Source organism: Campylobacter sp., assembly GCF_052170435.1.
In the GTDB taxonomy this organism is placed as follows: domain Bacteria; phylum Campylobacterota; class Campylobacteria; order Campylobacterales; family Campylobacteraceae; genus Campylobacter_A.
This window is the reverse complement of the sequence record NZ_JBQNAN010000004.1, coordinates 67,570-81,424: the sequence shown is the minus strand read 5'-3', so window position 1 is coordinate 81,424 and position 13,855 is coordinate 67,570. Positions and strand designations below refer to the sequence as shown.

16 protein-coding genes are annotated in these 13,855 nt (G+C 47.2%); 15 read left to right on the top strand and 1 reads right to left on the bottom strand.

Annotated features, from left to right (window positions below; genetic code table 11):
• The first annotated feature begins 510 nt into the window (after nt 1-510).
• A complete protein-coding gene (gene flgG / locus ACTTJF_RS03035) occupies nt 511-1,299 on the top strand; it encodes a flagellar basal-body rod protein FlgG (protein WP_442550713.1) in 789 nt (262 codons plus the stop codon).
• 144 nt (nt 1,300-1,443) lie between these two features.
• Here flgG and ACTTJF_RS03030 read toward each other — a convergent pair whose 3' ends face one another.
• A complete protein-coding gene (locus ACTTJF_RS03030; RefSeq protein ID WP_442550712.1) occupies nt 1,444-2,445 on the bottom strand; it encodes an SEL1-like repeat protein in 1,002 nt (333 codons plus the stop codon).
• Between the two features lie 197 nt (nt 2,446-2,642).
• On the opposite strand from ACTTJF_RS03030, the gene ACTTJF_RS03025 reads away from it, so the two are divergent.
• From ACTTJF_RS03025 to ACTTJF_RS02960, 14 genes are all read left to right on the top strand, one after another.
• Nucleotides 2,643-3,305: an AzlC family ABC transporter permease gene (locus tag ACTTJF_RS03025; protein ID WP_442550711.1), complete on the top strand. Its 663-nt coding sequence runs from the start codon at nt 2,643-2,645 to the stop codon at nt 3,303-3,305.
• Complete coding sequence (locus ACTTJF_RS03020; protein ID WP_442550710.1) at nt 3,302-3,637, top strand: branched-chain amino acid transporter permease; 336 nt, start codon at nt 3,302-3,304, stop codon at nt 3,635-3,637. The genes ACTTJF_RS03025 and ACTTJF_RS03020 overlap by 4 nt, the downstream gene beginning before the upstream one ends.
• A gap of 83 nt (nt 3,638-3,720) precedes the next feature.
• Entirely contained in the window at nt 3,721-4,767 is a 1,047-nt protein-coding gene (locus ACTTJF_RS03015) for a type II asparaginase (RefSeq protein WP_442550709.1), read from the top strand.
• Nucleotides 4,768-5,120: 353 nt separating this feature from the next.
• Nucleotides 5,121-5,480: a DsrE/DsrF/TusD sulfur relay family protein gene (locus ACTTJF_RS03010; protein ID WP_442550708.1), complete on the top strand. Its 360-nt coding sequence runs from the start codon at nt 5,121-5,123 to the stop codon at nt 5,478-5,480.
• Nucleotides 5,481-5,545: 65 nt separating this feature from the next.
• Nucleotides 5,546-6,037 carry a YfbM family protein gene (locus ACTTJF_RS03005; RefSeq protein WP_442550707.1) on the top strand — a complete coding sequence of 164 codons (492 nt, stop codon included), beginning with the start codon at nt 5,546-5,548 and terminating at the stop codon, nt 6,035-6,037.
• A gap of 350 nt (nt 6,038-6,387) precedes the next feature.
• Nucleotides 6,388-6,987 carry a LysE family translocator gene (locus tag ACTTJF_RS03000; RefSeq protein WP_314127825.1) on the top strand — a complete coding sequence of 200 codons (600 nt, stop codon included), beginning with the start codon at nt 6,388-6,390 and terminating at the stop codon, nt 6,985-6,987.
• A 91-nt stretch (nt 6,988-7,078) separates the two neighbouring features.
• Nucleotides 7,079-7,753, top strand: coding sequence for a response regulator transcription factor (locus ACTTJF_RS02995; RefSeq protein ID WP_442550706.1), 675 nt, complete (start codon nt 7,079-7,081; stop codon nt 7,751-7,753).
• Between the two features lie 15 nt (nt 7,754-7,768).
• Complete coding sequence (locus ACTTJF_RS02990; protein WP_442550705.1) at nt 7,769-8,626, top strand: hypothetical protein; 858 nt, start codon at nt 7,769-7,771, stop codon at nt 8,624-8,626.
• Nucleotides 8,607-9,668, top strand: a complete 1,062-nt coding sequence (locus ACTTJF_RS02985; protein WP_442550704.1) for a sensor histidine kinase — start codon at nt 8,607-8,609, stop codon at nt 9,666-9,668. Before ACTTJF_RS02990 ends, ACTTJF_RS02985 begins: the two co-directional genes overlap by 20 nt.
• A gap of 614 nt (nt 9,669-10,282) precedes the next feature.
• Nucleotides 10,283-10,765 (top strand): 3-isopropylmalate dehydratase small subunit, encoded by a 483-nt coding sequence (locus tag ACTTJF_RS02980; RefSeq protein ID WP_122863074.1) that lies wholly within the window; start codon nt 10,283-10,285, stop codon nt 10,763-10,765.
• Between the two features lies 1 nt (nt 10,766).
• A complete protein-coding gene (gene leuB / locus ACTTJF_RS02975; RefSeq protein WP_442550703.1) occupies nt 10,767-11,837 on the top strand; it encodes a 3-isopropylmalate dehydrogenase in 1,071 nt (356 codons plus the stop codon).
• Entirely contained in the window at nt 11,834-12,079 is a 246-nt protein-coding gene (locus ACTTJF_RS02970) for a hypothetical protein (RefSeq protein ID WP_442550702.1), read from the top strand. The genes leuB and ACTTJF_RS02970 overlap by 4 nt, the downstream gene beginning before the upstream one ends.
• Complete coding sequence (locus ACTTJF_RS02965; protein ID WP_442550701.1) at nt 12,076-12,585, top strand: CiaD-like domain-containing protein; 510 nt, start codon at nt 12,076-12,078, stop codon at nt 12,583-12,585. Before ACTTJF_RS02970 ends, ACTTJF_RS02965 begins: the two co-directional genes overlap by 4 nt.
• Nucleotides 12,551-13,687, top strand: coding sequence for a CCA tRNA nucleotidyltransferase (locus tag ACTTJF_RS02960; protein WP_442550700.1), 1,137 nt, complete (start codon nt 12,551-12,553; stop codon nt 13,685-13,687). The genes ACTTJF_RS02965 and ACTTJF_RS02960 overlap by 35 nt, the downstream gene beginning before the upstream one ends.
• The last annotated feature ends 168 nt before the right edge of the window (nt 13,688-13,855 follow it).

Below are 13,855 nucleotides of genomic sequence, written 5' to 3'. Positions count from 1 at the left end.
TTGCTTCTTCGGCAACCTTAATGGTTAGCCTCAGTCGCAAAAACTGCAACAGCATTAAAAATCATCTAAAAATACTTTGCTTATTATGGCTATTTTAAATTTGCTTTTTGCTTACGATCGCAGGTGCTTCAACTCTAATTTTCTTTCAAAATTTTATTTTAAAATACTTCCGCCAAAATGTTTTCAAATTTTCCCAAATTGGCAAATTTGGAACGTCTTTTGCTAGATACCCGAGAAATGCAAGAAATCGCGCCGAATTTGTAAATTTTAGACGGTTTTTTATGCAAAAGCGTAAAATTTAAGACTGCAAATTTGGAATATATTTTGCAATGGCAAAAGCGATGAGCCGCTCATTAGATACATAAAGATAAGCGGCAGTAGCTTGAGATGGAGACTAGGCGGATTTTTGCGAGGCGAGGGCGCGTATATGCAATACGTAACCGAAGCCGAGAAAAAACCCAACGAAGTATACGCTCAAGATACAACGCGCTAAGAAAGGAAAACACGAAAATGATGAGGTCTATTTACTCCGCCGCCACCGGCATGATCGCCCAACAAACCCAGATCGATATCACGTCGCACAACATCGCAAACGTAAACACTATCGGCTACAAGAAAAACCGCGCCGAATTTGCCGATCTGATGTATCAGGTCATGGAGTATGCGGGTACGGCAACCAGCGCCACGACAAAAAGCCCGACGGGTATCGAGGTAGGTCTGGGCGCGCGTCCGACGGCGATAACGAAGATATTTTCGCAAGGGTATTTTAAAGAAACGAGTAACAACCTCGATATGGTTATCGCGGGTAACGGCTTTTTCCAGGTGCAGCTTCCGGACGGTACGACGGCGTATACTAGAAACGGCGCCTTTAAGCTAGATAGCGAGGGCACTATCGTAAACTCCGACGGATACGTGCTACAGCCGCAGATGACTATCCCGGCCGACGCCACGCAGGTCTCAGTCGGCACCGACGGCACAGTCTCCGTGCTGCAGCCGGGTAACACCGAGATGACGCAGGTGGGCCGCATCGAACTAGTAAATTTTATCAACCCGGCAGGCCTGCACTCTATGGGCGACAACCTCTATCTGCCGACTGGCTCTAGCGGCGAGGTCGTAGTCGGTACGGCGGGTCAGGACGGTCTGGGTACGATCAGACAGGGATTTGTCGAGATGAGTAACGTCCAGCTGGTAGAAGAGATGACCGACCTCATCACTGGTCAGCGCGCGTACGAAGCAAACTCAAAGGCGATCACGACGAGCGACGATATGCTCTCGATCGTAAATAGTCTAAAGAGATAGCCTAAAATAGGCTAAATTTGACGCCGCCGGGTCTTTCAAATTTGCAAATTTGACGGACTTCGGCGGCTTTTTAAATTTACGGTGAAAAACGGCTAAATTTGAGCTAAATTTTAGCCGTTTTGCAGCGGTTCTTACTCGCTATTCTTATTTGCTTAGGATTTTGTGACTATCGCAGCCTTGTTTCAAGCCCATATCGCAAGCCTTGCCGAAATACTTCTTAGCCGCTTGTTTATCTTTGATTACGCCTTGGCCTTCCGCGTATAAAACGCCGAGATTATAGCAGCCGTTTGCATAGCCCATATCGCAAGCTTTAGCGTATAGCTCGCTAGCTTTTTTAAGGTCTTGCTTTACGCCTTGACCGTTGTAGTACGAGCCTCCGAGATTGTAGCAGCCTTTTACGTAGTCTGCCTCGCAAGCTTTAGAAAACAACTCAACGGCTTTTTTGTAGTCTTGTTTTATGCCTTGACCGTCGTGATATGAAACGCCGAGATTATAGCAACTCTCCGCGTCATCCATATCGCAAGCCTTAGAAAACAGCTCGTTAGCCTTTTTGTAGTCTTTTTTTACGCCTTGACCTTCTATGTATAAAACTCCAAGGTTATAGCAGCCTCCCGCATACCCCATCTCGCAAGCTTTAGAGTGTAACTCGCTAGCTTTTTTAAGGTCCTGTTTTACCCCTTGGCCTTTTTCGCATAAAAGCCCCATATTGCCGCAGCCTAGCGCCTCTCCCATATCGCAAGCTTTAGAGTATAGCTCGCCGGCCTTTTTGTAGTCTTGTTTTACGCCTTGACCTTTTTCGTATGAAAATCCAAGGTTATAGCAGCCTTTTGCGTCCCCCTTATCGCAAGCTTTTAAAAAGTTCTCGCTAGCCTTTTTAGAGTCCTGCGCTACGCCTTGACCGTTGCTATACAAAATTCCTAGATTATAGCAGCCTTTTGCGTCTCCCATCTCGCATGATTTCAAAAATAGCTCGCTGGCTTTTTTGTAGTCTTGCTCCAAGCCGCTTTCTCCGTTTGCGTACGAAACGCCCAGATTATAGCAGCCTCTTACGTCTCCCGCATCGCAAGCGCCTTGCAATATCTTTGCGTCGTTGCCCGCACCAAACAAAACCGTCGCGCATGCTGCCGCTATGACTACTTTTTTCATAAATTTACTCCTATAAAAAGATTAGCGCCATTTTATAAGATTTATTATTAAAATGCGGATAACTTTATACTAAACGCTAAATTTGGTTTGGTTAAATTTGCCCACCGCGTCATTAGCTCAAATTTGATCAAATCTCCAGCCTTTATCCAATTTTTTTAAAATTTTAGCTATCATCGCGCTTTTATTAAGGAAAAAATTTGCATTTTAGTTACGTTTTTAAGCTTAGCGTTCCGATATTTATGGGCTATTTTCCCCTCGGAGTCGCTTTTGGAATACTGGCTAAAAGCATGGGCGTTAGCGCATTTATCGCCGTCGCTCTTAGCACGCTGGCATACGGCGGCGCAGCGCAGTTTATGATGCTCTCGCTTTTTAGCGCGGGTACGGGGCTTTTAGAGGTTTTTATCGTCTCGTATCTGGTAAATTTACGCCATACTTTTTACGGGCTGGCGCTTTTAAAAGAGTACAAAGATCTCAAATTTCGCCTTTTAAATATCGCGACTCTCACGGACGAAACTTTTGCGATATTTAAGGCGCTTAATATCTCGGACGCGGCGGAGCGCAGTTATGTTTTTACGCGCTTAAATTTGATCTCGTGGCTCTACTGGGTGGCCGGAACGGCGGTCGGATGCCTAGCCGGCGGGCTGATAAAGGTCGATACGAGCGGGCTTGAGTTTAGCCTCACGGCGCTTTTTATCGTTATCGTGATGGAGATGTTTAAAAACGATAAAAACTATAAGGTGCTAGGCGCGGCGTGCCTGTTTGGAGTCGCCGGCGTAGCACTCATGCCAGCTAAAGCGATGCTGGTAGGCTCGATGGCTCTTTGCTTTATTTTTATTTTAGTTTTTAAGGATAAGCTTTGATAAGCGTAAATTCTAGCGAGTGGGCGATATTCGTCGCCGTTTTGCTAAGCGCGTTTGCGACCTTTTTGACGCGCGCCGCGCCGTTTTACGTCATCAAAAACTATAAGCCTAGCCCGTGGCTTAGCGCCGTGGAGCGACACATGGGACTGATGATAATGGTTATTTTGGTGTGCTACGGGCTAAGAGACGTTAAATTTGACGTTTATCCGTACGGACTAAACGAAGCGCTAGCAGTTTTTAGCGCGGTTTTGATTCATCTAAAATTTAAAAATACCCTGCTTAGTATCACGGTTTCGACGGCGATATATATGACGCTTATTAGGATTATTTAACTGAAAATAAAAATTAAGAATTAATAATAAATTTAAGTAATAAACGCTAAAATCCTAGTAACATCTCAATACAAGGAGCAAACATGCGTTTTGCAGTAAAGGCGGTGATTTTCATGCTTTTAGGAGCGACTTTGGCTTTTGCAAAGCCGACGATTTACATTTTTGCAACTGGCGGCACGATAGCCGGCAGCGGCTCTGGTGCTCTTGATACGAGCTATACATCCGGAACCGTTACGGTCGATAAACTGATCGCCGCGGTACCTGAAATCAACAAAATAGCGACCATCAAAGGCGAGCAGATCTCAAACATCGGCTCTCAAGAGATGAACAACGAAGTTTGGTTTAAGCTCGCAAACAGAGTAAACGAGCTACTAACTAGCGGCAAGGCCGACGGCGTCGTCATCACGCACGGAACGGATACGATGGAGGAGACGGCGTATTTTCTAAATTTAGTCGTCAAAAGCGATAAACCTATCGTAATGGTCGGCGCTATGAGAAACAGCGGATCGCTAAGCGCGGACGGCCCTCTAAATATCTTTAACGCCGTAAATGTCGCGATGAGTAAAGAAGCCGCAGGCAAGGGCGTAGTAGTCGTGATGAACGACGAGATCCATGCGGCTAGAGAGGTGACTAAAACCAACACTACCGCGGTCGATACATTTAAATCTCCAAACAGCGGCAAGATCGGCACCGTGTTTTACGGTAACGTCAAATTTTATATGAATCCAACGCGCAAACACACCGTAAATTCGGTATTTGACATCACGAAGATCAAAGAGCTTCCAAGGGTCGATATCATCTACAGTCACTCAAACGACAACCCGGACTTTGTAAATTTGGCCGTCAAAAACGGTGCTAAAGGCATCGTAAACGCGGGCATGGGTAATGGAAATCCATTCCCAAGCGCGCTTGAGGCTCTAGGTGAAGCAGTCAAAGGCGGCGTGGTAGTCGTGCGCGACTCACGCGTAGGTAGCGGCGAGACCACGCTAAACGGCGAGGTAGACGACGGTAAATACGGCTTTTTAGCTAGCGACAACCTAAACGCGCAAAAAGCTAGAGTGCTTTTAATGCTTGCGCTTACGCAGACTACGGATAAAGCTAAGATCCAGGAGCTTTTCTTAACTCACTAAGCGCGCGGCGTCTCGCATCGCTATGCATCGTTGAATTTTACTTCACTTCACTGTGACGGGCGATAAGCCCGCCTCATTCGCGAAGCAAAATTCGCCTCGCCTAGCTTTGCGATATTTGCACTTATTTAATATTACGGCGGATTTGCTAAATTTACGGTCCGCCGTCTCTTTATATAAATTTCCTTTTTATTACGGCTTTACGGCGAGGAATTTATTTCAAATTTGAGCTCAAATTTAAGATATTTTACGCACAACTTAGCTAAAATTTGCACTGTTTGTACCGCTAAAACCAGCGGCGTCGCAAAGGCGAGGTTTTTAAGCGAAGCTAGTAAAAGCAGCAAAAGGAGCACAAAATGAAAAAATTTCTACTCATCCTCACAAATCAGCCGTATAACGGTACGGATAACGCGTATAACGCATTGCGACTAGCGGGAGCACTCAAAAACAGGGGCGAATACGTCAGGATATTTCTGATGAACGACGCGGTAGATCTTGTGCGAAATAGCACGCAAAAGCCCGAAAACTACGACTTTGATCTCGTGGCGAAACTAAAAGAGCTACACGCAAACGGCGTAGCGCTAAAAGTCTGCGGCAGCTGTGAGGCTAGATGCGGTCTGCACGCGGGAGAGCCGTACTTTGATAGCGAGATAAAAGGCAGCATGGATATCCTTGCTAGCTGGGTCGCGGAGTGCGATCAGGTGATGACTTTTTAGTCCGTCGTTAGCGGCAAATTTGTCTTAAATTTGAGACTTTATTTGATTTTAACTAAGGAGCAAAAATGGGAATGAGCGCGCACTATTACGCCTATGCGCAAGGCGTTATAGAGGCGATCAAAAACGGCGGCGACGGCGAGGCGCTGGACGAATACGATCTGGATAAAATGTGGGACGCGATGCATAAAACGCTAACGGGCAAAAATATGTTTGAAGCGATGAGTGCGGGCGAGATTTTCGCGACGCCAAATCCGCTTAGCTGGGCGATATTTGGACGCGGCATGGCGGGCGAGGAGGGGAGCGAGGCGGTATCTTACGTAGACGCAGATGACGTAAAAGCCGTAGCCAAAGCTATGCAGAGTACCGACATCGGCGCGCTTTTAGCAAACGTAAATTTCGCGGACTTCGGCGAGGCGGGCACCTATCCCGAGATATGGGAGTACGAGAGTGAATTTGAGGATATCAAAGCCGAGCTAAAAGAGCATTTTAACGGGCTTTTGAACTTTTATCAAAATGTCGCGGGCAATGGGCTTGGCGTACTGATCGTGATAGCTTAGATTTCCAAATTTTACCGCAAAACATGCTAAACGGTCGGTTGGCTTTAGAGCCGTTTTGCGGGGTAAATTTAAATCCGCGTATATAAACTTAAATTTGCGGGTTCAAATTTATGCGCTCAAATATAAGCCTGCAAAATTTACGCTCTGCGCCTCAAAAAACGCAAGCAAAAGCCGCCGCAAAGCCAGGTAAATTTCCCGCCCGCGCATAAAAAAGCAAATTTCCCGCCGCGATCCAAAAACGCAAACGACGTCTTAAGCAAATTTTGCTAAATTTCCGCCGTTTGGCCGCCGTTTTTTATCTTAAATTTATTAAATTTGATTTACTATTTCTTTAAAATTTAAGGCGCTTTATGAACTACCTACTTTTTGCCGTTACGTTTTTTCCCATCAGCCTGATGCCGGGCATCAACATGACCTACGCGATGAGTATCGGCATGAGCCTAGGCTACGTGCGCGCGCTGCCGATGATGTCGGGGCAGCTCGCCTCTCTGGCCTTCGTGGGTATTTGCTGCATGCTAGGAGTTGGCGCCGTTTTAGCGCATTATAGCTTCGCATTTAAAGTTTTAAACGTCATTGCGGGACTTTATCTGCTGTATCTGGGCGCTATGCTGTTTTTTAGCAAGGGGCAGCTTAGTATAACGAAGGTCTCGCAGCTGCCGAGTAAAAAGCAGATGTTTTTAAACGGCGCCGTGGTCTGCATCTCAAATCCTAAGGCGTGGATTTTTCTATCGGCTTTGCTGCCGACTTTTTTGGACGCGAACGATCCTTTTAGCCTGCCGCGCATACTCTCTATCACGGTTACGCTCGTTTTTATTGAGTTTTGCTCGCTTAGCATCTATGCTCTTGGCGGCGCGATACTAAAGAAATTTTTGCAAACCCACCTGCGACTTTTGGAGATTTTTACAGCCGTTATCATCTGCGTTATCGGCGTTTTGATGATGCTTCGCTAAATTTGCCCGCCGAATTCTCGTTAAATTTGATAAAATAGGACAAAAATTATCGCCTTGCCCGTTAAATTCGGGGCAAATTTAAGGAAAATAAATGTTTAAAATTTTAGTCGCCGAGGATGACGAAAATTTAAATAAAATAATCTGCCTCAAGCTCGCGCAGGAGGGCTTTTCTCCGCTTGCGGCATTTGACGGGCGGCAGGCTTTGCAGCTGCTAGAGAGCGAGCGTGCCGATCTTGTGATCACCGATATCATGATGCCCGGGCTTAGCGGATATGAGCTAACCAAGCAAATCAAGCTGCTAGACGAGTCGCTGCCGGTGCTCATGATAACGGCAAAAAGCGGCATGGAGGGCATGGAGAAGGGCTTTGTCACGGGGGCGGACGACTACATGAGCAAGCCCGTAAATTTAAAAGAGATGACGCTACGCATAAACGCGCTTTTGCGCCGAGCCAAGATCGCTAGCGGCAAGCGGCTGAAGTTTAAAAACTCCGAGCTAGACTATGCGGCGCTTAGCCTAAAAATCGGCGGCGAGGCCGTGGAGCTCGCGCCAAAGGAGTTTTATCTGCTCTTTTTACTGCTCTCAAACCCGGGCAAAATTTTCACTCGCCTAGAAATCATGCAAGAAATCTGGGGCTACGACACGGATAGCGACGAGCGCGCGGTCGATACGCACGTAAAAAAACTACGCCGCAAGCTAGAAAACTGCGCGGACTTTGAGATAGCTACGGTGCGCGGCATCGGCTATAAGGGCGAAATTTACGAGTGAGTGCGGGGAGATAAAGTGAAAATTTTAAAAGCTATTTTAGCGGCGGCATCGGCGGTTTGCTATCTAAACTCGGCCGTTTTACCCGAAAGCGACTGGAGCAAAAGAGAGCTAAAAGGCGAGGTAAAAAGCATGACGGCTACGGAGTACGAATACTCAATGGACGGCTCCGGGACGCTAGAAAATACGCGCGTAAAGCGGACGGAGTTTAACGAAAACGGCTATATAGTGCAAGAAACCGAGCATATAAACGGCGTACCGAACGGCTCGGTTTTGTTTGAGTACGGCAAAGACGGGCTAGTGCGCAAAAAGTATCAAGATAGCGCCGTTTATCTCTACGAATACGAATTTGACGGCGAAAATTTAGTCGCGACGGCCAAAGAACAGCACGTGGAGGATAAATTTTATCCCCGCACGGAGAAAATTACCTACGGCAAGGACGGCAAAATGATCGCTAGGGCGGCGTATTCGGGCGGGACGCTAGTGACGGACGATAGCTACGTCTACGACGAAAAGGGCGTTTTAACGCGGATAGAAAATAATATGGAGCCGCGGCACGGCATAGAGATAAGCTTCGAGCGCAAGCCAAACGGCGAATACGAAAAAATCACGCAAGCCCCGAACTCAAAATGGGTTTATTACTACGCCGCAAACGGCGACGAGATGGAGTATACGTCGGTAAATTACTTCGGCTCCGAGGCAAAAATCTGGCAAATATTGCAGTTTAAAGATATAACGAGGGACGAGCGGGGAAATTTGACGCATAAAACCTCGGTCAAATTTAAGCCCGCGGACAAATACTACGAAAACGGCGACATAAAAGAGATCGGTCTATACAAAAAAACGGAAATAAAATATGAATACTACGCAAAATAAGAAAAAATACCTAATCAGCTTAAAAACCTACACCGCGGCGATGTTTATCTTCGTCTTTTGCGTGCTTTGCGTCGCGGCGTCGGCGGCGATCCTGGCTTACGAGCGGATATTTGAGATGAAGCTTGGGATGTTTTGGGGCATTATCAGCTTTTGCGCTATCGTGATGGGCGCGGGCGGAGCGATATTTTACGCGGCTACGGCATACTTTTTGAGATATGTCGAGAGCTTTAGACTAGCAGCCGGCAAGATCGCTAGAGGCGACTTTGCCGTTAGGGTCGCGCGTAAAAACTGCAAGCGCGGCTCTGATAGCGAGTATCTGCACGAGCTAGACGAGCTGGCGGCAAATATAAATTTGACCGCGGCGGCGCTAGAAAAAATGGACTACATGCAAAAGGACTTCATTTCAAACGTCTCGCACGAGCTAAAAACGCCTCTAAGCGTCATCAGCGGCTACTGCGAGATTGCGCAGGACGAGACGAACAAAGCGCGCAGAAACGAGTATCTAGACCTCATAAAAGAGCAGGCAGGCGCGCTAAGCAGGCTGTGCGAGGATATGCTCCTGCTCTCGCGGCTAGATAGCCAGGCGGGCGTAAATTTGGACGAAAACGTGCGCGTATACGAGCAGCTGCGAAAGGCCGCCGCGATGCTAATGCAAAAGTACGACGGGCGGGAGTTCGATCTAGATCTAGTCGCCGTGAGCGTACGTAGCAACGCCTCGATGCTAGCGCAAATTTGGGTAAATTTGATGGATAACGCGCTGAAATACTCAGCTGCGGACATCGGCGTGAGCTGCCGCGAAGAGGGCGGGCGGCTTGTCGTGCGCATCAGCGACGAGGGGGCGGGCATAGAGGCTAAAAAGCTAGAAAAAATCTACGATAAGTTTTATCAATGCGAGGAGTCGCACAAGGGCAAGGGTAGCGGTCTAGGGCTATCTATCGTGCGTCGTATAGTTCATCTTTTGGGCGGCGAGATAAGCCTTGAAAGCGAGCCTGGGCGCGGCACGACCGTAAGCGTAGTGATCCCAAATGCGCGTAAAATTTGAGGGAAGCCGCGGCTGAAATCATTTAAATTTGCTATTCTGCGGCTGGCAAATTTGGTTTTTTATTGGCTGATTGCGCGGCAAATTTAACTTGCGGGTGAAAAATTTGACAGAATAAGCGTAAATTTAACGCGAAATTTTAAAAAGTCATACAAAGGACACATTGAGGACACAAAAGGTCATTATAATTCTCCAAAAATAAAGGAGAAAAAGATGAAAGATTCTGCAGTAACTCACGTAACTATGGCTATCGGAGCCGTGCTTTGGGGTTGTCTAACGGCAGCGGTGGTTTTATTTTAACCGAAAACAAAACGTAAAAATAAAAAATCTACGGACGAGTATCCAAGCGATATCTCGTCCTTCTTCTAAAACAAATTTAACCGCGATCCCGCACCGCTTTTAAAACCCGGCTTTTCTAACCGCTCAAATTTGCTCGGTTTGTTAAATTTCCCTCTCGGCAAGCTTGTTTTTTATATAAAATTTAAAATTTGACCCGCGAGCCGAACCGCTTAAATTTAACCTCAAATTTACCAGCACCGACCGCTACCCTGCGCGCTTTGATTGTTTATTTAGCTTCTTTTGGATAAAATCGCCCAAATTTAATCTTAAGGCGAATCATGAAACAAGCAAAAGTCTGGAAATTCGGCGACAATATCGACACCGACATCATCATAGCCGCGCGCTATCTAAATACCTCCGACGAGAAAATCTTGGCCACTCATATCATGGAGGACGCCGATCCCGAATTTAGCAAAAAAATCTCCGTCGGCGACGTCATCGTAGCGGGCGAAAATTTCGGCTGCGGCAGCTCGCGCGAGCACGCTCCTTTGGCGCTTAAGGCCGCAGGCATAGGCGCGGTGATAGCTAAGAGCTTTGCTAGGATTTTTTATAGAAACAGCTTTAACACGGGACTTTTGATACTGGAAATCAAAGAAACGGACGAGATAAACGCGGGCGACGAGCTAAAAATCGACGTGGATAACGGCGCGGTCGTAAATTTAACGAGCGGCAAAGAGTATAAATTTAGCCCGATACCGCCGTTTATGCAAGAGCTTTTAAAAAGCGGCGGCCTCATAGAATACGCGAAAACAAGGATATAAAATGGCTAAAATTTATAACATAGCGGTGATAAAGGGCGACGGCATCGGCCCTGAGATAGTGGACGAGGCGATAAAGGCGCTGGATGCGGCTAGCGCGGAGTTTGGTTTTGAGCTTAGCTATAACTTTTATCTGATGGGCGGCGCCGCGATCGACGTGTTTGGCGAGCCTTTGCCTAGCGAGACGCTAAACGGCGCGCTAAACTCGGACGCGGTGCTTTTTGGAGCTATAGGCGGGCCTAAATGGGACGGCGTGCCGCGCCATCTGCGCCCCGAAAGCGGACTTTTGAAGCTGCGAAAAGAGCTTGGCGCATATGCAAATTTGCGCCCTGCGATGATATTTGACGAGCTAGTAGACGCTAGCACGCTAAAGCCATCAGTCCTTCAGGGCGTCGATTTTATCGTGGTTCGCGAGCTAACCGGCGGGATATACTTCGGTCAGCCGCGCGAGAAAAAAGAAAATAGCGCCTACAACACGATGACCTACACTAGCGAGGAGATCGAGCGCATCGCGAAGGTCGGGTTTGAAACCGCGATGAAGCGCAAAAAACGCGTCTGCATGGTCGATAAGGCAAACGTGCTAGAGACCAGTCAGCTGTGGCGAGAGGTCACGAGCGAGGTAGCAAAGAGCTATCCGGAGGTAAATTTGGAGTTTATGTACGTCGATAACGCAGCTATGCAGCTGGTGCGCGCGCCTAGTAAATTTGACGTGATTTTGACGGAAAATCTCTTTGGAGATATCCTAAGCGACGAAGCTAGCATGGTGTGCGGCTCGATCGGACTACTACCGAGTGCCAGCATCGGGGGCAAGATAGGCATCTACGAGCCTATCCACGGCAGCGCGCCCGATATCGCGGGGCAGGGCATCGCAAACCCGGTCGCTACGATACTGAGCGCCGCGATGATGCTTAGGTATTCATTTGGCGAAAACGAGGCGGCAAAAGCGATCGAAAACGCCGTAAAAGCCGCGCTCGCGCAAGGGTACAGGACGAAGGATATAGCGGAGTTTGGCGCTAAAGAAATTTGCTCTACGAGCGAGATGGGCGGCATCATCGCCTCGCTAATAAAAAAATGAAAAATACAATCACAGAAGCCCTAATCTACGAGGCTCAAGGACTAAAAGACGACGCGCTGATAGTTTATAAAAACATCCTAAAGCGCGAGCCTGCAAACGCCGCCGCGATCGCTGCGATAAGGCGTCTAAGCGGCCTTAGCAGAAAAAAAACGGGCGTAAACGAGCAGATGCGAGACTTTTTCATCAAGATGAAAACCGACGAAGAAACAACCGAATTTAAAAGGTGGCTGATAAAACTATGAAACTAGAAGAAATAGCGAAAATGGCGATAGACGAGGTGGCGATGGAGCTAAAGCAAATGAGCGCCGCACAGGAAAACTTGGATGCTAGCGAGGCTGAAAGCGTGGCAAATTTGACGGGAGTTCCAACGTCAAGCGGCGACGTAAATTTGACCAACGCCGCCGGGCTTGCAAATTTAGTCGGCGAGATAAGCGTAGCGGACGAGGCTAGCGAGTTTGAGGCGACTTTGGATAGCGCGGCAAACTCACAAAACGTCGCGCCCGAATTTGACGGCGTAGAGGAGGTCGCCGCAATCGCTGCCCCGCAAAAAGCCTTTGAAGTCGAGGTTACAAATTTTACGGGCGAGGAGATATTTCTAAAAAACCTAAAAGAGCGCATTTTGGTGCTTTTTGAGGGGCTAAACGCGACCGGCGAGGAAAATCTGAAAGACAGGCTCTCGCTCACGCTTAAATTTTTAGAATTCGTGCTGGCAAATGTCGAAAATCGGCTCGAAAATCTGCAAAAATAAAAATCTAAAATGGTTGCGAGATTTTCTAGCACCCCACACCAAGCGCGCGTATATCGTCGGCGGCTGCGTTCGCAACGCGATGCTCGGTAAAAAAATCTCCGACTTTGACATTGAAATTTACGGCATCGATCCTGCCAAATTTGATGCTCTGATGGCTCAAATCGGCGCTTGCGGCGTAGGCAAAAACTACTTCGTTTATAAATTTAAAAATTTCGATCTTTCTTTGCCGCGAACCGAAAACAAAACCGGCGAAGGACACAAAGCGTTTGAGGTCGCATATACGGACGACGAGCGCGCGGCGTCTTTGCGCCGAGACTTTACCGTAAATGCGATGATGATAAATATCTTTGACGGCTCGTTTTTGGACTTTTACGGCGGAGAGCGCGACCTAAAACGCCGTATCTTGCGCCATATCGACGATGAAAAATTCGCCGAAGATAGCCTACGCGTACTGCGTGCGGTACAGTTTAGCGCACGGCTAAATTTCCGTATCGCGCGAGGTAGTTTGAGGCTGATGAAACGCCTAAGTATCAGCGACCTTAGCCGAGAGCGCATAAACGGCGAGCTGATGAAGCTTTTCGGCGCTAAATTTCAAGAAATTGGCTTTTTATATCTTTATAAACTAGGTCTTTTGGGTAAAATTTTCGGGCTAAATTTGAGCAGCGCCGAGGCGGAAAAATTTGCCGTAAAGCTAAAAAGCGCGGTTAAATTTCTACCCAAACAAAACGGCAAAAAAGACGAGCGCGAGTTTTTGTATCTTTTAAACGGCTACTTCGGCGTTAAAAATTTTTACGATTTAGGATTGCCGAAAAGCTTTGAAGTTTGCATTAAGGAACCGTTTTTTGTGCGTCGTCCGAGTGAGTGCGAGCTGCTTAAAATCGCGCTAGATAAACCGCTAAAAAGCTGGCTCGGGCTAAACTCGCCCAGCCTCATAAAAAGAGCTAAAAGTTTAGGAGTTTATGAAGCTAAATTTGAACCCGCTATCGATACGGCCGAGATTTTAAAGCAAGGCTTTAAAGGCGCGCAGGTCGGCGCTGAGATAAGGCACAGGCAGGATTTGGCGATAGAAAAATTTTTAAACGAAAAGTCAAGCCGCGCTTAAAAATTAACCTAGTTAAAAGCGCAAATTGGCTAAAATCAAGCCCTATTTTAAAGAGGCGAAAGTGGAAAAAACTTCAAATATAAATTTTCAAAATAAAAATATTCTTTTTAGTATAAGTTTTGCAAAAAGCCTAAATTTGAGCGACTCGGCAAGTACTTTTGTGGCTTT